Annotated in this window: 22 protein-coding genes; 2 read left to right on the forward strand and 20 right to left on the reverse strand. The window is 52.1% G+C overall.

Going from position 1 to position 18,585, the window contains the following annotated elements; translation table 11 throughout:
* Positions 1-56: 56 nt before the first annotated feature.
* From OGY15_RS09500 to pduA, 20 genes are read right to left on the reverse strand one after another with little or no spacing between them, the layout of a single operon-like run.
* The gene (locus OGY15_RS09500) at positions 57-1,271 is read right to left on the reverse strand and encodes an acetate/propionate family kinase (protein WP_151224682.1); all 1,215 of its coding nucleotides are present in this window, start codon (positions 1,269-1,271) and stop codon (positions 57-59) included.
* Positions 1,256-1,708 carry a propanediol utilization protein PduV gene (gene pduV / locus OGY15_RS09505; RefSeq protein WP_151224681.1) on the reverse strand — a complete coding sequence of 151 codons (453 nt, stop codon included), beginning with the start codon at positions 1,706-1,708 and terminating at the stop codon, positions 1,256-1,258. The genes OGY15_RS09500 and pduV overlap by 16 nt, the downstream gene beginning before the upstream one ends.
* 3 nt (positions 1,709-1,711) lie before the next feature.
* Positions 1,712-2,062 carry a propanediol utilization microcompartment protein PduU gene (gene pduU, locus OGY15_RS09510; protein WP_032939586.1) on the reverse strand — a complete coding sequence of 117 codons (351 nt, stop codon included), beginning with the start codon at positions 2,060-2,062 and terminating at the stop codon, positions 1,712-1,714.
* Entirely contained in the window at positions 2,062-2,616 is a 555-nt protein-coding gene (gene pduT, locus OGY15_RS09515; RefSeq protein WP_151224680.1) for a propanediol utilization microcompartment protein PduT, read from the reverse strand. Before pduT ends, pduU begins: the two co-directional genes overlap by 1 nt.
* Before the next feature lie 2 nt (positions 2,617-2,618).
* A complete protein-coding gene (gene pduS, locus OGY15_RS09520) occupies positions 2,619-3,974 on the reverse strand; it encodes a cobalamin reductase PduS (RefSeq protein ID WP_151219726.1) in 1,356 nt (451 codons plus the stop codon).
* Entirely contained in the window at positions 3,971-5,083 is a 1,113-nt protein-coding gene (locus OGY15_RS09525; protein ID WP_210904620.1) for a 1-propanol dehydrogenase PduQ, read from the reverse strand. The genes pduS and OGY15_RS09525 overlap by 4 nt, the downstream gene beginning before the upstream one ends.
* 10 nt (positions 5,084-5,093) lie before the next feature.
* Positions 5,094-6,479: an aldehyde dehydrogenase family protein gene (gene pduP / locus OGY15_RS09530; protein ID WP_210904621.1), complete on the reverse strand. Its 1,386-nt coding sequence runs from the start codon at positions 6,477-6,479 to the stop codon at positions 5,094-5,096.
* Positions 6,476-7,483 carry a two-domain cob(I)yrinic acid a,c-diamide adenosyltransferase PduO gene (pduO, locus tag OGY15_RS09535; protein WP_286538983.1) on the reverse strand — a complete coding sequence of 336 codons (1,008 nt, stop codon included), beginning with the start codon at positions 7,481-7,483 and terminating at the stop codon, positions 6,476-6,478. Before pduO ends, pduP begins: the two co-directional genes overlap by 4 nt.
* An 8-nt stretch (positions 7,484-7,491) precedes the next feature.
* Complete coding sequence (locus tag OGY15_RS09540) at positions 7,492-7,767, reverse strand: EutN/CcmL family microcompartment protein (protein ID WP_252837710.1); 276 nt, start codon at positions 7,765-7,767, stop codon at positions 7,492-7,494.
* 3 nt (positions 7,768-7,770) lie between these two features.
* Positions 7,771-8,262 (reverse strand): microcompartment protein PduM, encoded by a 492-nt coding sequence (pduM, locus tag OGY15_RS09545; RefSeq protein WP_151219722.1) that lies wholly within the window; start codon positions 8,260-8,262, stop codon positions 7,771-7,773.
* A complete protein-coding gene (locus OGY15_RS09550) occupies positions 8,259-8,891 on the reverse strand; it encodes a phosphate propanoyltransferase (RefSeq protein ID WP_210904622.1) in 633 nt (210 codons plus the stop codon). The genes pduM and OGY15_RS09550 overlap by 4 nt, the downstream gene beginning before the upstream one ends.
* A complete protein-coding gene (locus OGY15_RS09555; protein ID WP_151219721.1) occupies positions 8,891-9,355 on the reverse strand; it encodes a BMC domain-containing protein in 465 nt (154 codons plus the stop codon). The genes OGY15_RS09550 and OGY15_RS09555 overlap by 1 nt, the downstream gene beginning before the upstream one ends.
* 24 nt (positions 9,356-9,379) lie before the next feature.
* On the reverse strand, positions 9,380-9,655 hold the full coding sequence (gene pduJ / locus OGY15_RS09560; protein WP_001057752.1) for a propanediol utilization microcompartment protein PduJ: 276 nt from the start codon (positions 9,653-9,655) through the stop codon (positions 9,380-9,382).
* A 19-nt stretch (positions 9,656-9,674) separates the two neighbouring features.
* The gene (locus OGY15_RS09565) at positions 9,675-10,025 is read right to left on the reverse strand and encodes a glycerol dehydratase reactivase beta/small subunit family protein (RefSeq protein ID WP_151219720.1); all 351 of its coding nucleotides are present in this window, start codon (positions 10,023-10,025) and stop codon (positions 9,675-9,677) included.
* Positions 10,015-11,847, reverse strand: a complete 1,833-nt coding sequence (locus OGY15_RS09570; RefSeq protein WP_151219719.1) for a diol dehydratase reactivase subunit alpha — start codon at positions 11,845-11,847, stop codon at positions 10,015-10,017. The genes OGY15_RS09565 and OGY15_RS09570 overlap by 11 nt, the downstream gene beginning before the upstream one ends.
* Positions 11,848-11,862: 15 nt before the next feature.
* A complete protein-coding gene (pduE, locus tag OGY15_RS09575) occupies positions 11,863-12,381 on the reverse strand; it encodes a propanediol dehydratase small subunit PduE (protein WP_151224677.1) in 519 nt (172 codons plus the stop codon).
* Between the two features lie 14 nt (positions 12,382-12,395).
* Positions 12,396-13,070, reverse strand: a complete 675-nt coding sequence (gene pduD / locus OGY15_RS09580; protein ID WP_187252222.1) for a propanediol dehydratase medium subunit PduD — start codon at positions 13,068-13,070, stop codon at positions 12,396-12,398.
* Between the two features lie 10 nt (positions 13,071-13,080).
* On the reverse strand, positions 13,081-14,745 hold the full coding sequence (gene pduC / locus OGY15_RS09585; RefSeq protein WP_003030249.1) for a propanediol dehydratase large subunit PduC: 1,665 nt from the start codon (positions 14,743-14,745) through the stop codon (positions 13,081-13,083).
* A gap of 18 nt (positions 14,746-14,763) precedes the next feature.
* Positions 14,764-15,576 carry a propanediol utilization microcompartment protein PduB gene (gene pduB / locus OGY15_RS09590; protein WP_151219718.1) on the reverse strand — a complete coding sequence of 271 codons (813 nt, stop codon included), beginning with the start codon at positions 15,574-15,576 and terminating at the stop codon, positions 14,764-14,766.
* Positions 15,576-15,857, reverse strand: coding sequence for a propanediol utilization microcompartment protein PduA (gene pduA / locus OGY15_RS09595; RefSeq protein ID WP_003030255.1), 282 nt, complete (start codon positions 15,855-15,857; stop codon positions 15,576-15,578). Before pduA ends, pduB begins: the two co-directional genes overlap by 1 nt.
* Before the next feature lie 525 nt (positions 15,858-16,382).
* Between pduA and pduF the strand changes: the two genes are divergently transcribed.
* Entirely contained in the window at positions 16,383-17,192 is an 810-nt protein-coding gene (gene pduF, locus OGY15_RS09600) for a propanediol diffusion facilitator PduF (protein WP_286538984.1), read from the forward strand.
* 200 nt (positions 17,193-17,392) lie between these two features.
* The gene (pocR, locus tag OGY15_RS09605; RefSeq protein ID WP_286538985.1) at positions 17,393-18,304 is read left to right on the forward strand and encodes a transcriptional regulator PocR; all 912 of its coding nucleotides are present in this window, start codon (positions 17,393-17,395) and stop codon (positions 18,302-18,304) included.
* Positions 18,305-18,585: the final 281 nt, after the last annotated feature.

The following is an 18,585-nucleotide window of genomic DNA, read 5'->3' on the forward strand; positions in this document are numbered from 1 at the left end:
GTGTCATGGCGATCGTGCTATTACCATGATTTGCCGCAATTTGCCGCGTCGCAATATTAAGCGGGAATGCCCAAGGTCACAGTTTCTGAAATCGCTAAACGCATCACGTCTTGCGCTATCATCAGCTCTTCGTTGGTATTAATTACCGCCACTTTAACCAGCGCATTTTCCGTTTGAATAAAGGTGGCGTTACGCTGATTTTTTTCTTCATCAACGGCCAGACCTAAGAAATTCAGGTTGTGACAAATTGCAGCGCGCGCCCGCGCTGAGTTCTCGCCAATTCCTCCGGTGAACACCAACGCATCCAGCCCGCCCATCTGCATAATATAGCTGCCGATAGTGGCGCGAATCCGCTCGGCAAAAAGTGTTAACGCCAGTGCTGCCTGGTGATTGCCCGTATCTGCGGCATGTTCAACGTCACGGTAGTCGGGTGAAACACCAGAAACGCCGAGCAATCCAGACTCATTGTTAAGCAATTGGTTGAGCTGCTGCGGTGTTTTACCTTCACGCAGGGCAATCCACGGCAAAATGGATGGATCAATATCACCACTTCGCGTGCCCATCATGACACCAGACTGCGGCGTAAAGCCCATTGAGGTATTAACCGATTGCCCGCCTTTAATAGCGCAGATGCTGCTGCCGTTGCCAAGATGACAACAAACAACGCGCAAGGCGCTGAGCGGTACCCCCAGCTTTTCAGCAAGCTGAGCGCTGACGTATTTGTGACTGGTACCATGAAAACCATAACGTCGAATACCCAACTCAGCGTAGTAGCGCCAGGGCAGGGGATAGATGAAAGAGGGTTCATCAAGAGTCTGATGAAAAGCGGTGTCAAAAACGGCAACGGCCGGTGTGTTTGGCAGTAGCTGGCGAAATACTGCAATCCCCAACGCATTCACCGGATTATGCAGTGGTGCCAGTTCCGCAAGGCGTTCGATTTCCTTCAGCGTTTCATCGGTTACCCGCGCCGAATCTTTAAAAGATTCTCCGCCGTGCGCAACGCGATGACCAACGCCGTCGATCTCATCGAGGCTGCTGATTATATTGTGGCTGATAAGGTTTTCCAGTAGCAGCATTACAGCTTCACGATGATCGGCAACGGGCAATGTCTCCTGCCATTTTTGCGCTGGTGTTTTTAAGGTGATCTGCGCATCTGACATCCCAATTCGCTCAATAAGCCCCTGGCAGATCATTTCACCCTGCGGCATCGCCAGTAACTGAAACTTAAGTGAGGAGCTGCCCGCGTTAATGGCCATTATTTTGTGAGACATGACGGTTCCTTTGCATTCAGAAAAATGAACATCTCATTGACCCCGGTGTTCTCCAGTGCGCTGGTGACGAAAACTTTTTGCGCGCCAGCCTGAACCAGCCAACTCTCCACGAGAGAAATACGCTGTGGGCTGGCTAAATCGGCTTTGGTGACGAGGCCGATAACGGGTCGGTTCATTGGCCCCGTAAAACCTGGAGAAAAAGGTGACCACGGCGCGTCAGCATTGAGAACAAGCGCGATGATGTCTGCTTCACAGGCGCTGGCCAGCAGCGCGCTATACAGGCAGCGGTTTTCGAGATATTCACCTGGTGTGTCTATTGTTGTGGGAGACCAGACTATGGCCTGGGTCTTCTGATAGTGAAGCACCTCTCCCCGCATGCACTGCGTGAGTGATGTTTTACCGCATTGACTGGGACCAATTAGCATTATGCGTTTCATGAGTTACGTCCGGGTGATGGGACACGCGGTAAAACGCATCATTTCACCCAGCGTGCGGGTTACCTGCTTCAGCGCATACTCAACGGCGGAAACATCGCCCGTCAGTACCACTGCGCCAGTAAAACGGTCGAGAAAACCAATCTCTACCGCCCCGGACTTTGTGGCGATATCACAGGCGATAATGGAGGCTTCGCTAGGGGTAATCGTCAGAATACCGATGGCGGAGACTGAATCCTGTAGTCCCAGTTTCTTGAACAAATCCTTACCAGGATTGGCGATGAGATGCGCCAACGTGACCTGCTTGCCAGGAACATATTCCTGAATCATACGATCCGTGGTGGGTTGTCTTTCCATTATCCTTCCACCATTTGTCGCCACATGCTTTCATGTGGGCGAGGGATGACCGAGCGGTAAACCAGCAGACCTTTTTCACCCGCGCTTTCACTGGCAACCGTCACTGCGTTATTCACATCAGACACGTCGCCTGCGACAACCATGTAGCACTTGCCGCCAATACCAAATGCCATATGAACACGTACCAGCGTGACGTTGGAGGCTTTAACCGCACGGTCGGCGGCGCAGATGCAGGCCGCAACGCTCCATGTTTCAACAATGCCTACGGCCTGGCGCTTATCCACGCTGTTTAATCCACTAATCGCAGGAAGTACGCTGGGGTGAATGTTAGGCAGTACCAGACTGTCAACGAGCATATCACCAGCAAGAGAAGTGCCAGTGGCTATCGCCTGCTGAACTGCACCTACGTCACCCCCGAGCATGAGCAGAAATTTTCCCGGACAGATGGTTTTGCTTACCAGCAAATTCACATTCGCGCTTTTTAACATGGCATCACCAGCTTCCATTCCTTTGGCAATGCTGGTGAGTTCTAAAATCCCTATAGCCTGAGACATGATTAACCTCTTATGACCGTGATGGATTGTTCAGTAATTTCGCTGACAATACCGTCAATACTGGCGTGGACAGGCGCGCCTAATGCACCGGACGGCACATCGGCCACGCATTGACCGCGAACAACGCGTTCGCCTTGCTGTACACATGGAATGGCGCTGGCACCAATATGCTGGCGCAGCAACAGCGTCGTTTTATCTGTGGGAAAATCAGTTTCAGCCAGTGGTGCATCCTGATACCAGTCGCTAAGGCCCAACTTAGCCACAAGGCGTTTAACCGGGATCAGCCGGTACTTCGCCATTTCATCCTCAGGATTTAGCGGTCCTTCATAACGATGGTTGAGCGCCCGTAGCTCGCGTTTAAGCATGCGGTTGATTCGCATCGGCGAAATTCCAACCGGACAGGCGACGCTTTCACATACATTGCATTCTGAGCAGGTCAGCGCCGTGAGCAGCAACTGCGGTGTGGCTGCCTGCTGATAATTAACTGCGCGAACCAGCAGGTGAGGTGACAACTCATGGCCAATCAAGTGCCTTGGGCACAAATCCGTACACAAACGGCACTGTTCGCAAACGGTTTTTGCGACGGAAAGCACGGTACGTTCATCCTGCATCCGCCGCTGAATCAACGCATGAGATTTTGGCAAAACCAGCAGGCCCCCGGTGGTCTTGCTGACAGGGGTATCCAGAGAGGTAATCAGGCCGCCCATCATCGGACCACCGTTAATAAAGCCGGGGTCGTCGACGGTTGAACCACCGGCCAGTGCCAGAACGTCACGTAAAGACATGCCGACTGGGACGGTGAGAGTGATTGGTCTGGCGACCGCGCCGTTAACGGTCAGAGTACGACGGGTAACGGGGTATTGCTGCTCCACCGCTCTGGCGATGTTGAGCACGGTCTGGACGTTATTGACCACCACGCCGACGCTGACCGGCAACGCGGCAGGTGGAACTCTCCGACCTGTTGCCATCCAGATGGTCAGAACCTCGTCACCTGCCGGGTAGACATCAGGCAAAATATGTAAGCGGATGCTGGCAGGCAGAAGGGGCGTTAACGCATTGATAGCCTTCTGGTATTTCTCTTTGAGCGCAATAATACCGCCACTGGCGCCGGTAGCCGTCATGGCATATTGAACGCCGCGGATAAGCCGCTCAGCCTGGACGGCCATCAATTGCTGGTCAACTTTCAGCATCGGCTCACATTCTGCTGCATTGACCAGAAAAGTATCGACCTGCGCCTGTAATTTTACGTGAGCAGGAAAGCCCGCGCCTCCAGCCCCGACAACACCCGCTGCGCGAACGCGTTCGCGAATTGTCTGTGCATCATAAAGCGTGGACTCTGCCGTCATGGCTGTCTTCATAATAATTCCTCAAGCAGTTCCTGCATGGCATTAGCGTCAGCAACACGAGGATTGGTTTGCAGCGTGACGTCAGCCAGCGCGGCCTGAACCATCGACGGTATACGTTGTGACCAGATTTGCTTTCCGTCTTTAAGCGCGTCATTCAATGAAGGTAACGCACACTGTTTTTTGAGTAGCTCGATATGATGAATCAGTGCGTTCAGTGCCGCCGTATCGTTCGCGTTATTCGGGCATAAGTGGCAGGCTTTAGCGAAACGGGCATAGCGCTTTACGGCCCGGGGATCGCGTGCATTAAAATGAATGACATGGGTCAGCAGCAGCGCATTGGCGAGTCCGTGGGGCAGATGAAACTGGCCGCCCAACTGATGGGCAATCGCATGATTGATACCCAGTCCAGCCTGACTAAATGCCATTCCCGCGAGCGTTGACGCGTTATGCATTTTTCCTCTGGTTGCCAGGCAGTCACCTTTGCTGACGGCGACAGGCAGGTACTGGAAGACGATTTGTGCCGCTTTCTCAGCCAGCGCGTCGGTAAAGTCGCTGGCCTTCGTGGATACGTAAGCTTCCAGCGCGTGTGTTAACACGTCCATGCCGGTATTCGCGGTGATGGCTGGCGGTACGCTGACGACCAGCGTCGGATCGAGGATGGCCATGTCCGGGTAAAGCGCATTATTGAATAATGGATACTTAATGCCTTTGTCCGGATCGCTAATCACGCAGGCGCTGGTCACCTCCGATCCCGTGCCGCTGGTAGTAGGGATTGCGACACAGGTTTCAATTTCGATACCGAACTGTCGGCTGAACCAGACGATGGCTTTTGCGGCATCAAGAGCTGAGCCTCCACCAAAACCAATCACCACGTCCGGTCGCAGGGACTGCATTTGCGCAATCCCTTGCACTACCGTGCTAATGGTGGGATCGGGAGTGATATCGCTGAAAATGCTGATGCGGTTATCCGCTGGCAGAGCGTCGCGCAGCTTTTCAATCAGGGGAGAACGCGCGAGAAAACCATCGCAAATAATCCAGATATGCTTATTTGTAAAGCGCTTGAGCACATCCAGACTTCCCTGGCCGCTGTACAATCGAGTTTGCAGTGAAAAGTGTTTCATAACGGCTCCATTAGCGAATAGAAAAACCGTTTGTTAGCACGCAACGACGAGAGCGTGCGAAGGTGCGCGCAGATGTCGTTCCTTCACCGGTTGGGGTCGCGATGGTGAAGGTGGTAAAGCCTTCTCCACCCACGCCAATCCCGGCGTAAGAAGGACCATTTTTCACAAAAATGGAGGTCTGAAGCGTGCGCGCGGCAAGATTCAAACGGGACACATTTTGTGAGTGCATAATGGCGGTGTGATGCAGTCCCTCTTCAACCTTCAGGGCCAACGTTAACGCACTGTCAAAATCGCTCACCGTAACGACGGGGAGCATTGGCATCAGTTGCTCGCTGGTAACCCACGGGTCGTCAGCCTTGACGATACCTATCAATAATCGCGGTGCTTTTGCAGGAACCGGTATTCCAGCGGCTTCCAGTAAACTAGCTGGGCTTTTCCCGACCAGCTTTTTATTGGCCATGCCTTCTGGCAGACAAGCTGTGCGCAGTTTGTCTACCTCTTCGCTATTGAGAAGCATCGCGCCAAATGACTGCATTTGTTGAACCAGGCGTTCGGCAACGGCATCAACAACGATCAGGCTCTTCTCAGCAATGCAGGGGAGATTGTAATCAAAGGATGCGCCGTTGATGATATCTTCCGCCGCCTTAACCAGGTCGGCTGTTTCATCAACAATGCAGGGCGGATTACCTGCGCCTGCGCCAATGACTTTTTTCCCGCTTTTCATGCCCATAGCAACAATGCCAGGGCCACCGGTAATCGCCAGAACTGCGATTTTAGGGTGCGCCATCATTTGCTGGGTAGCTTCAAAAGTGGGTTCTGTGACCGTGACGACAAGATTCCGGATCCCACAGCAGCGGAAGGCAATATCTTCAATCATGGCAATTAGCTTCAGTGAAACCGCTTTAGCACCCGGATGCGGGCTAAAATAAACGCTGTTTCCCGCAGCCAGCATACTGATGCTGTTGTTAATAATGGTTTCTGTCGGGTTAGTACTTGGGGCAACGGAGCCAATCACGCCAAACGGTGAATACTCAAATAACACCATGCCGCCGTCGCCAGTTAGCGCCGTGGTAGTGAGATCTTCGATACCCGGGGTGTTGTCCAGCGCAGCTTTGTTTTTGAGGAATTTATCCTCTTTGTTACCCATTCCGGTTTCGGCAGCACTCTCGGCAGCCAGTGAAGCCAGGTGAGGCGTCAGTTCTTCTCGCAGGGCATTAATGATGGCGCTGCGGGTTTTCAATGGACATTGCTGATAACGCAGAAAAGCCTGATGCGCGGCATCAATCGCTTCGTCAACGGAAGGGTAAATTCCATTACCCTTAACTCCTGCTTTTGCCGGGGCGAGTTGTTCACTCAAAATGTTACGAATAAGCGTTTCAAGTTCTGAAGTATTCATTGATGTGTTCTCACGTTAATCGCCGCAATGGCCATTTCTGCAATATCCATATCCTGCTCAACGCTTCCCCCGCTGATGCCAAGACCCCCAAGGAGTAAACCCTCGCGCCATAACGCGTACCCGCCACCGAAAGTGACGACTTTTCCCTGCATATGGCTTTCCAGACCGTAAAGCGCAGCGCCCGGCTGCACTGCTGATGTCAGCTCGTGCGTGGCGGTTTTCATCGCCACGGCGGTCCAGGCTTTTTTCGGTGCCAGTTCGCTACTGACGAGCAATGCGTCAGGCATGCGCCAGGTCACCGTTTGAGTTCCGTTCGCATCAACAATGCAAATGACGACCGGAACCTGAATTTCTTCTGCTCTCGCCACCGCAGCGCGAGTCAGTTGGTGGAGCTCCTGAAAAGACAGTGACATAGTCGGCTCCCTGTTGGCTGAACGACGGATGGCTGCAAGATAGCGCTCCGACACTTTCTGAATAATGTCGTTTTGATGGGCGTCGTGATCTTCTGCTCGTGCGAGCGCATATAAGCAGTCAGACAGGCGATTGATATAACGCATCAGCACGTGTCTGACGGAGATCCCAGTGGAGAGTTCGACCAGTCTCCGCTCTGCGCGACGAGCCAGCGTGCGGGCAAAGTGCAGACGGCTGGCGGCCTCACTACGGCCAGGTAAAATAAAGCTGCGTAGGGGCGGTACTCTCCCCATTGCGGTATCAATGGCGGTTTCCAGCGCCGCAATTTCTTCTGAGCTGATGTAGCGCTGTTCTGGCGTTGGCTGTTCGCTCTCGCTTGCCAGTTCGGCGCTAAACCAGAAAAGCTGCAGTTGAATATTTTCAAGTAACTGGCGGTGCTGCGGGTTTTTCGCCGCGCAAACGCACAGGCTGAGTGCCGCATTAAGTTCATCCAGCGTACCGTAAGCCTCGACGCGCGGATGCGTTTTACTCACGCGTTGTCCGGTAAAGAGAGCTGTTGTGCCGGCATCGCCAGTGCGGGTATAAATCGCCATAGTTCCTCCTAACGAGAAAGCGTGTCGACAATGCCGACGATAGCCAGATCGATGGCCTCATTAGGGCCGGTAAAAACGTGTCTGGCGCTGGAGCCGCTGCTGAGTAACACCAGTTCTCCAGTTCCTGCGCCGACAGAATCAACGGCGACTTCATCTCCACTCACAGGGGATGCGGGAAGCTCTCCGTCAGCACTCACCCGACGTACCAGCAACAGTTTTTTTCCCACCAGTGATGGAGATTTTTGCGTGGAAACCACAACGCCTGTAACCCGGGCCAGATGCATAGCTCACTCCTGCTTAATTAATTGGACTTTTCGCGTACCGACCGCTTCCTGAGCCAGAGCCGTCACGACACATCGACGGCGTAGTACCAGTACGCCGCCCTTCAATTGGGCGACGTCGGCGTAGCTGAGAAGCTTTTCAGGATGCAACACGATGATTCGCCCCAGCTCGTCACTGAACTCCAGTGGCAGACGCGCGAGCTTTTTCACGGGGATTGCGGGTAACAACCGGTGTTGCAACGAAATTTTCACACGGACCCCGCATGCCAGTGCTTCGTGGATCGTTACCACCGACATGTTGGCTTGGCAGCCATCGGCAATTTGCTCCAGTAAGGGCAGGTCGGCCTGCAGGAGATGGAGCGACGAGTATTGGCAGCATAATGTCCGTGGATCGATTTCCCGTAACTGCGCGACGCTAAGGGAGATCGTGCTTTCCGCGCGTTTCTTTAATCGGGAAACAACCTCCTCGATAATGCGTTGCAGCAGTTCGTTGTTCATCGTGAGGTCACCAGTGTGGCAAATGCCTGTGGATTATCAGCGCCTGCGGCATTGGCTTCGTCTGTATCGATATGCATCTCAAGGCGCATATCCGGCGAAACACGTACGGCGACGTTATCGAAAATCAGTCGACGTTCGTCGCCATTAATGGCAACAGAAACTTTATCTCCATGGGTAACTCGCAGTATCAGGGCATCGAGCGGCGACATATGGATATGCCGTTGGGCGACGATCACCCCGGATGCGATATCCAGCTCAGCAAATGGACTAACAAGGCGAATGCCTGGCGTGCCTTCGATATTGCCCGACATTCGCAGTGGGGCAGCAATTCCCAACGTGCGAGCGTCGGTACGAGAAATTTCGACCTGACTTTTGCTGCGCAGTGGGCCGAGTAAGCGCACATTTTTTAACTGACCTTTTGGTCCAACTAACGTGACAGTCTGCTCTGCCGCATATTGTCCTGGTTGCAACAGCCCCTTTTTCTCGCTAATGGGCTGATTAGGAAACAAGCGGCCATAATCTTCAGCGCAAAGATGAATGTGACGATTAGAGATCCCCAGCGGAATAGGGCGCTCGCGCATTTCATCCAGGACTTTAGTGACCGTTGTCTCCAGTTGCTGTTTATCCATTACGCTTCACCTCGTTTACCTGAGTGCAGACAAAGAGTGCGCGGCTCGCCCTTTTGACGAGGGCAGGCAGGGTCAAGACACAGATTGCAGCTAATCAACTCTGCTTCTTGCGGCGTTTCAGGCTCTGCATGATCCACAAACATCTCTTCCTGCGGTACAACTGGTGTGGGCTCCGGCGCTGGTTCAGATTGCGGAGTGACGCTATGTGGCAGAATACCTTCCCCGGGTCTGGATATGACTTTGTGAGCCACCAGCCCGTCACGTTGCTCAGCGAAACTGACCCCGGTGGAAATGGCCGCCTGAACGGAGGCCACATCCCCGATTATCTTGATCACCGTCCAGCCTGAGCCGTTGGTTTTTTCGAGGCCCACCAGCGTGATGGAGGCGGCTTTCGCCATGACGTCCGCGCAACTGATGGCTAATGCCAGACCACTAACTTCAAGTAATCCCAGTGATTGCTTCACGCTGTGCTCCTTGGTTGCTACGACTTATGCAGATTTAGGTAAAATGGCTTCAACGTCGCTATGCGGACGCGGGATAACGTGGCAGGATTTCACCTCGCCAACGGCGCTTGCTGCTGCGCTTCCTGCATCTACGGCAGCTTTCACTGCGCCGACATCGCCGCGAACCATAACGGTGATAAGGCCTGAGCCTATTTTTTCGTAACCAACCAACTGCACGTTTGCGGATTTCACCATGGCATCAGCGGCTTCAATAGCGCCGACAAGCCCTTTTGTTTCAACCAGTCCCAGTGCGTTATTCATACTGCTTTTCTCCTGTGGGTTATGAGTGGCATTCGCGGAAAGGAATGCCTTTAACCAGCCGCGCAGCGTTATTACCAATGCTGCGGCGATCGTGGCTATTTTGTTGATACGTCAGCGTAAAAAGTGGCGCTGATGTAGGTAAGTTTTTGTAGTGCACAACCAGTTTTTCGTGACTGCAGCCAATACCAACCAGCAATGGCGATTGGCAGGCAGCCAGCCAAGCGTTGTGGATAACGTCAGTCGAATGGCTCTCCTGAATCACAAAGGGGATCCCTTCTTCTTCAATACCCAGCAACACGTCATTCCAGACGCCTGCGCAGTCGGCAGTAGTGAAGATAACGATGGCTGGCGTGGTCAGATTACTTTCCATGAGCGAATGCCTTGTACCAGGAGAGAATCAACCCTGTCGCAACCGCGTTGCGCGGACCTTCGGTGCCACGAATGTTGCCGCGCCCGGCAACCAGACGGTAATGTGCCAGCGCATCGGTGACCAGTTGTGGAACTTCGAAGTCCAGGGATGAACCGCCAACCAGCACGACAAAGGGAATATCCCGAATGTTCCCGGTCGGACTTACCTGACGCAGCGCTCTGAGCGCGTTGGTAACGAAAACGCGCTCCTTGGCGCTACGGCGAATGGCGCGAACTTTTTCTAGTGCCAGATCCCCTGGTAATGGCACTAGTTCATCGGGTTTCACAACGCACACGCGGGCAAAAACAGTTGGCGGAAGCGGGGTGGAAAAGAACTGGACGCTGCCATCTTCGTGGCGAAGATGGAACAAGCTTTCGACTTTCGCCAGCGGGTGCTTTTTAATCTCTTCTGCAAGATAACGATCATCCAGCCCTAGTTCACGGGCAATGATCATCGTGACCATATCGCCTGCCCCTGCCAGATGCGTGGCAATAATTTCGCCTTTCGGGTTGATGATGGAGGCATCTGTCGAACCCGCACCGAGGTCCAGAATAGCCAGTGGTCGCGTTGTGCCCGGAGTGGTTAAGGCTCCCAAAATGGCTGCCTCGGCTTCGGCGCCGCCTACCTGGACGTTAATGTTGAGCTTCTGCGTGATTTCCTGCGCAATCATCGCCATTTGCAAACGGTCTGATTTCACCATGGAGGCAATGCCGACAGCCTGTTCCAGCGAGAACTCACCGGCAAGCCCCCCCGTCACGCTGACGGGTACTGAGGTATCAACGGCCAGCAGATCCTGAATAAAAATTTCGTGGCTGGGTTTGTTGGTTAATTCAGCCATTGTCTGGCGCACATGCTCCAGCATGCCGCCAATATTGGTACCGGCTTCACCGGTGACGTTATCCAGTTTCGGGCATTCGCCAACCGCTTTCATAATCGCTTCAGCGCCTGCAGCCACGTCGACGCGCACGGTACGTCCCTGCGATTGCAGTTCCAGATTTCCAGCGGGAATGGCGCGTGCTTTCACATCACCTGACGGTGTTTTCACGACTACGGCAGAACGGTTGCCGATCAGTGCCCGTGCCATCGGGACAATGTTTTTAGTCTCGTCGGCATTGAGGCCAAAGACGGTTGCAATCCCGTAGGGATTAGAAAGGGTTTCAATGACCTTTCCCGGAACCGCGACCTCAATGGCGGCCAGCATCCCCAACGGAATGCGGTCGATATGAAGTACTTCATCTACGATGGGCATGGGATGAGTCAGACGATTACTGACCAACACGCCATCGTCCTGCTGTAAAATAACGCCAGTTAACTGGTATCCGGCGCGGACGGAGGCATTAATCATCGTGGCAACATCGGCGAAATCAAATGCTGATGACACTACCAGAATATAGGGCGTATCCGCCGGACGACTGAGCAGGTCCTCCGGCGTAATCGTAATGCCCACGCCTAGCCCGACGCCGCCCGGCGTTTTAGGGTTATGGCCGATCATGGTGGATTCAGTGATGATGGTTTCGGTGATCGTTTCCATCGCCACGTCGCCAATGACCGGGGTGGCCTCGTTAATGCGGATAAGCGAAATATCGCTGACATTGATTCCAGCGTTTTTAGCCGCCAGCGTAAGTGCCTCCTGAATGCCAAACACATTACGCAATGTGCCCTTAATCCCGGTGGTTTCCGCCAGCGCGCTGGCAGTGATGCTCAGTGCGCCAGAATCATCCAGGGTAGCCAGAGCGACTTCCGTGGATGAGTTGCCTATGTCAATGCCAGCTATATATCGCATGATCCTGTCCCTGAGTTAGTCGTCGCCTTTGAGTTTTTTACGCTCAACGTACAGCGCTGCCGCTTCACGAACGAAAGCTGCGCAGATCTTTGCCTGATAACGGTTTTCGAGATCGTCGGCGATGGCCATCAGCTCGTCTTTCGTTGAGCGGTACGGACGCAGCGCGTTGTAGATCTCCAGAATGCGGTCGTCAGGTACGGCGGTTAGCTCAGCGGCGCGTTCGAAGTTCATCGCCAGCCTGTCACGTCCGGCATCTTTAGCGATTTCCGCCTGAAGGCGCAGCGTTTCAGGGGTAATGCGCATGTCCTGCGCTGTTACTTTGTTGCTCAGAACATTTTCGAGCGTGAACTCATCCAGGGTTTTGTTGGTCGCGGTTTTTACCCACTCAGGATGTTTATTCGCGAGAGGGTAGTCCGAGACTTTCGCAGTATGTGCTGATGAACTCGCCGTGGCCGGAGTCGTGGACTCTCCCTGCAGGCTGTTCATCCGGCTCAGTACATCCCGAACCATCGATTCAATTGCGTCGGTATTCATGGAGTTATCCTTTATCAAAGCGCCACGCGCAGTTCCTGCGGGTTCTTGCCCGTCACGACGTATTTGGTCTCTTTAATGTGCAGAATGGCTGATTTCGCCTGGTACTTAGGACGGGCCATCTGATCATTCAGCGTAGGGACCGGTTGCGGAGATTCACGCTTGGCATAACGTGCGGCGTTTTTACCGATCTGACGATAGGTTTCCAGCGTCAAAAGCGGTGCCTGAGGGAACAGCTCCAGGTTAGAAAGCGGTGGTAATCCCTGTTGGTGAATAACCGTGGTGCCTTTTGACTGGATGCCGATAGAGATCCCAGAACCACTCAGACGATTACCCTCCACGGCAACAAACGCCACATCAGAGGATTTAAAGCAGCGGATAACGCGCGCTTTAATGCCTTCTTCTTCAATACCGGCAATCACTTCGCGCAAGATATTTTTGTGCGGTATTCCCACGATATTGACGGTTTGTGACAGACCAAACGCTGGCCCTACGGCGATAATCACTTCGTCCTGCTGCTGGCCCTGTTTGGCTTCGCCAATCTCAGTCAGAAAACTGTCACCTTGTACCGCAGCAGCCTGTGGTGTGCTGGCCGCTGTCGCTGAGCGGAAGGAGACGGGTTTGTCGCTGGTCTGCATTTCCGACAGTACGTCTTCAATTATCTGGCGTAGCAGCTTTTCATTGATTTCCATTTTTCACCCCTTAGCCAAGTTCGTTGGGATCAAGTGCGCCAGGGATGTTTTTGATCTCTTCCCAGCGTTCGCCTTGCAAGCGATAACCTGTTGCCGGACCGGCATAATCATTGACGTCATTTACTGCGGACAGCACCTGTCCGTCGCCAACGATAATGGCGGAGGTATGCAGATAATCCCCGGTTAACTTGGCTTTCTGGATGTTGAGCATGTCCTGAGCGACATCGGTAAACCCGCCCTGAGCAAGGGCTTTCACCACTTCCAGACCGTTACGGTTTTTATTGATGATCTCTTGCGCAAACTTAATGTCTTCAACAATGTTTCGCTCCGGCATATCTTTCGAACCGTGAGCGTAGGTTGCAGCTTCCACTTCTTCATCGGTAATAGGCGGTAATCCCATTCCGGCAAAGACGGCCTGTAGCGCGCGCGCTGCTTTGTTGCGAATGGCGATAACGTCTTCTTCACGAACAGGACGCAACCCACCGTCTACCTTCAGATCGCGCTGAAGAACGTTGTAGTCGTCAAAATCCTCGGCATCCTCGTTAGAACCCGCAAACATGTTGTCGTAGTTGGGCACTGCGGAATACCCGGAAGAGATGAAGTCAGTCCCGGGCAGGAACTGCATCAGCAGGCGCGCAGTACGGCGCATATCCGAGTGGGTAAAGGTCTGGTCGTTACTGGAGGCGCATTCCAGATCCAGAGAAGAACAGATCAGGTTTTCTGCCAGCACGGCGCGGATACCCGACGGTACAGCGGAAGGCACACCGATGCAGCTTACGGAACCGTTTTGTAAACCCTGTACGCCAGCAGCTTTGGTGATGTAAATACAGCGGGCTTCCAGATAAAGCATCGATTTGCCTTCGGCATAACCCATTTGAACTTCTGAGCCAGAACCGGAGGTAAAGCGCATTTTCAGACCGCGGGAGGCGTAGGAAGAGGCGAGGAAGCCTTTCGACCATGGCGTGTCGTCGCCGTCAGTAAAGACGGGTTCTGTACCATAGACGGAGATTGTTTCTGCATAGCAGGTGTGGCCTAGCATGCCGAGTTTCAGTTCAGTCGCTTCTTCCAGTGAACACTGGGTTAACACGCCAGGACGCCCAACCTGTGAGCCGACTAACAGTGCAATGGCGTTAAATGGCGCATAACGCGCAACAGCAACGGTGGTTTCCTGTTCGTCAAACCCGCGCCATGCGCCTTCAGCGGCATCAGCGGCAATCTGCACCGGGTTATCTTTAACGTTAGTGACGTGTGCCTGTTGAGACGGGGTACGACGAGCGCGCATTTTCTGCATGGCCATCATCATCTCAACGACGTTCATATGTGACACTACTTCGACAATTTTTGCCGGTGTCATTGCGGTGGTTAGCGGCACAATATCTTTGCGCTTCACGTTAGGATCGCAAAGCATATTGGCCAGTTTGACCGAATCCATCGCCATAACTTCTTCCGCGCGGGCCAGGTTAATGCCATAGCGGGCAATAAAATGGTCAATTAGGTCAAATTCACTGGCGGATTTGCCGTCCAGTTCAGTGACTGTACCGTTGACGATTTTAATCGACGGTTTGGGGTCGTTCGGGCTTTCCATCGCAATGAAGCCTTCCTCGATCCACTCCTTAACGAAGCCATCCTGATTCACAGGGCGCTTCGCCAGTGCTTCAAATCTTTTCGATCTCATGAATCAGCCTCACTGATATCAGATGTAGGACGGACGATCGTTTTTCGGCTCTGAGCCGAGAGTCCCGAGTACGGTTTTACCGATTTCGCGGGCGGAGATAACGGCCTGGCGAACCGCGCCGGAATCGCCTGAAATGACCAGGATAGCTTCGTTACTGAAGCTGGTGCCGTGGGCTGGGGAGCTGTAGGCCACAACTTCCACGTTGGCAGATTTCAGCGCCGTATCAGCCATCAGGACACCCACGGATGCTGGTGCGCCGACAATGATGCCGCAGGCTCGACCAATCGGTGCGCCAAAGGCTTTTTCCAGCGCATAGCTGGCGCGCGCGGTGTATTGCATCTCGATATGACCGGCTTCGTTGGCATAAACGTCGCCAAAGGTGCGATCCAACTCTTTCAGTGCAACTTCAATGCCGCGTTTCACGTCGGAAACATCGTTGCCGCCGAGAATAATCAGTGACCCATGACCTGCACCGCCTTTGGTATCACGTGGCAACTCGATGCTGACGACTTCAGTATTTGTGGCTTTTACCGCTTCATCGGCGGCCATGATGTGCGGGCCCGCACCTGTACGTGCGCCAAGGATGCCAATAGATCGATAACGTTTTTCAAGTTTCATCGCGTCCAGTAAGGCGCTATCTACGTTGGCGATTACCAGACCGACTGTGTCGCCAATCGCGGTACCGACAAACTCCGTTAAACTGCAGCTTTTCTCTGTCATAGCCGTTTCTCGTGTTGGAGGATTATTTTCAGGGATAGCCTGCTGTTCTGGCGTCGCCACGCGAGCAATCACCTGCGCCATGATCTGTTCAACCAGCTCATTGCTGCTCATTAGCTAATTCCCTTCGGTAAGATTTTTTCTACATCGGTATGAGGGCGTGGAATGACGTGTACGGCTTTCACTTCTCCCACGTTTCGGGCTGCGGCGGCACCAGCATCTGTTGCTGCTTTGACAGCGCCGACATCGCCGCGGACAATGACTGTTACCAGCCCCGAACCAATTTTTTCGTAGCCGACCAGCATTACATTGGCTGATTTCACCATTGCATCTGCGGCCTCTATGGCTGCAGTTAAGCCTTTGGTTTCTACCATTCCTAACGCTTCTTGTTGCATAAAGACCTCGCCTGGGTTGTCCCGATGTTCATGACTATAAAAAGAAGCGAGGAAAAAGAATGGCTGACTTGAAAGTATGAGTGAAAAAATAGTGAGGTTCTGGTGATATAAAATTGCTGTTATTTATTTTATGGTGTTGTTTTTATTGAATATATTATGAAATGCTGATGTGATTATTTGGCTATGTTAATTCCATATTTACACTTTTTAACGTGACAGGTGAAATATCATTTGCTATGCGGGGGGAATGAATTTGTGACGGTTATCTGAAAACAAGATTATGCTATTGGCAATATTTTATTATTTTTAAAATGTACATGTAATAGAGGAATTCCACGTCATCTGGCTTTGTTTAATAAAAGTGATCGCAAGAATTTGCTATCGCAACACGATTTTGAAAGTCATATCGCCCGCAGATTGCCAACAATTTGCCGACATGGCTTTTTATAGTAAGCCTCGAAGTATTCTACTTGCCAGCAAGGAGTCCGCTGGTAAAGACACGAACTCTGCTTAGAAGGTGTCACAATGAACGATTCACTAAAAGCGCAATGCATTGCTGAGTTTTTGGGTACCGGGCTGTTTTTGTTTTTTGGAATTGGATGCCTGAGCGCCCTGAAAGTCGCAGGTGCCAGCCTGGGATTGTGGGAGATCTGCATCATATGGGGTCTGGGGATCTCGCTTGCAGTTTACCTGACGGCCGGAATTTCTGGTGCACATCTCAATCCTGCTATTACTATCGCTCTGTGGTTATTTGCCTGCTTTCCGGGGCGGAAGGTTTTGCCTTATACCGTGGCTCAGGTCGCGGGGGCCTTCGGTGGCGCTCTGCTGGCTTATTTGCTCTATGGCAGTCTGTTTACCGAGTATGAATCAGCCCACCAGATGATACGCGGAAGTCTTGAAAGCTTGCAGCTTGCCAGCATATTTAGTACTTATCCTGCCGCAGCGCTCAGTGTCTGGCAGGCCGCGCTGGTTGAAGTGGTGATTACCTCGATTCTGATGGGGATGATCATGGCGCTGACCGACGACGGTAACGGTGTTCCCAGGGGGCCGTTAGCGCCGTTGCTGATTGGTATTCTCGTTGCTGTTATCGGCGCATCCACCGGCCCGCTTACCGGATTTGCAATGAATCCGGCGCGTGATTTTGGTCCTAAATTGTTTGCCTGGATGGCCGGATGGGGAGATGTCGCGATGACCGGCGGACGTGATATCCCATACTTCATTGTTCCGATTGTGGCTCCCATCATCGGCGCCTGCGCGGGTGCTGCAATTTATCGTTATTTTATTGGCAAAAATTTACCGTGTAATGCGTGTAAGCTGGAGGAAAATGAGAGCTAGCTTCACGGAAAAAGCTTATTTTTGAAAGGTAAAAACTGTTTTCGTGATCCGGTTTCCTGAACCGCTGAAAAAGTCTCCCAACAATGGGAGACTTTTGTTATGTTCGCTGATGACTTTCATCATTGCTCAGAATGGCAGGATGAAAATGAGTGTGAATAATATGTTTCTTTATAACAATAAATTAACTGAGAGGTTTTATCATGATTTCTGCGAGTGCCCTGAACTCAGAACTCATTAATAAAATCGCACAGGATTTTGCACAGGCCACCAGTCTGGCCGTTGTGGTTGTCAATATTCACGGTGATGAAATTTCTGAGCTCTTTAATTTCACTCCTTTTTGCCAGTTGATGCGCCAGCATCCTCAGCACAGCACCCGTTGTCGTATGAGCGACCGCTGCGGAGGGCTGGAAGCGTCTAAATCCGATCAACCCTGCATCTATCGTTGTCATGCCGGACTTACCGATTTTTCCATTCCTCTGGTCATCGCCGGCCACCTGGTTGGGTTTGTGCTCTGTAGTCAGGTACGCTTAAGTAACGACGTTGGTCTGGTTGATATTCTCAACGTCGATGACCGCTGGCAAGCTGATCCCGAACTGGTCAATGAATTTCGAAATGTACCGGAAATGGACTATTCACGAGTCATCGCCTCAGCAGATCTGCTGAAACTCATTGTAGAAAACTGTCTTAAGAAACAACTTAATTTTGTCGTTATCAAAGACAATCCACAGCAGTCAGAGCCGGTACGCACTAACCGCAGTACCAATCCGCATGACAGTAAGATGAAAAAAGCCCTGCGCTATATTGATGCGCATTTATCAGACGAATTGCGTCTGGAAGATGTCGCCTCACATGTTTTCCTTAGCCCTTACTATTTCAGTAAATTGTTCAAAAAATATCAGGGTATCGGTTTTAACGCATGGGTAAACCAACAGAGAATGGCAAGTGCCAAAGAGTTGCTTTGCCACAGTGACTGGAGTATAGCCAGCATTGCGCGTAATTTAGGCTTTTCGCAAACCAGCTATTTTTGCAAGGTGTTCCGTCAAACGTATCAGGTTACGCCGCAGGCATTTCGCCAGCAAATAAATGTCATTTCACGCGGAGAGTCTGCGTAAATAGCAATATTTTGCTATTGCCGATTTTTGATATGTGGTGCTATGCCAATCATTATAAAATGAAAAATAATGACAGCTGCCAATAAATTGTCATAGCGCAACAAAATAATAGTATTAGAGGGATAAACTGCACCAGTTTTTATTTTTGTGATGAGATACAGTGTCTGTGTGAAGGACTTTCTTTATTCTTTAACGACATTTTCATTCAGAATACGAACTTATGAAGTCAATGGGTTAAGGCCAGAATATTGGCTGAATGAACCCGGAAAGATATTAAATTG

Source organism: Citrobacter sp. Cu231 (assembly GCF_030332265.1).
GTDB classification, from domain to species: domain Bacteria; phylum Pseudomonadota; class Gammaproteobacteria; order Enterobacterales; family Enterobacteriaceae; genus Citrobacter; species Citrobacter meridianamericanus.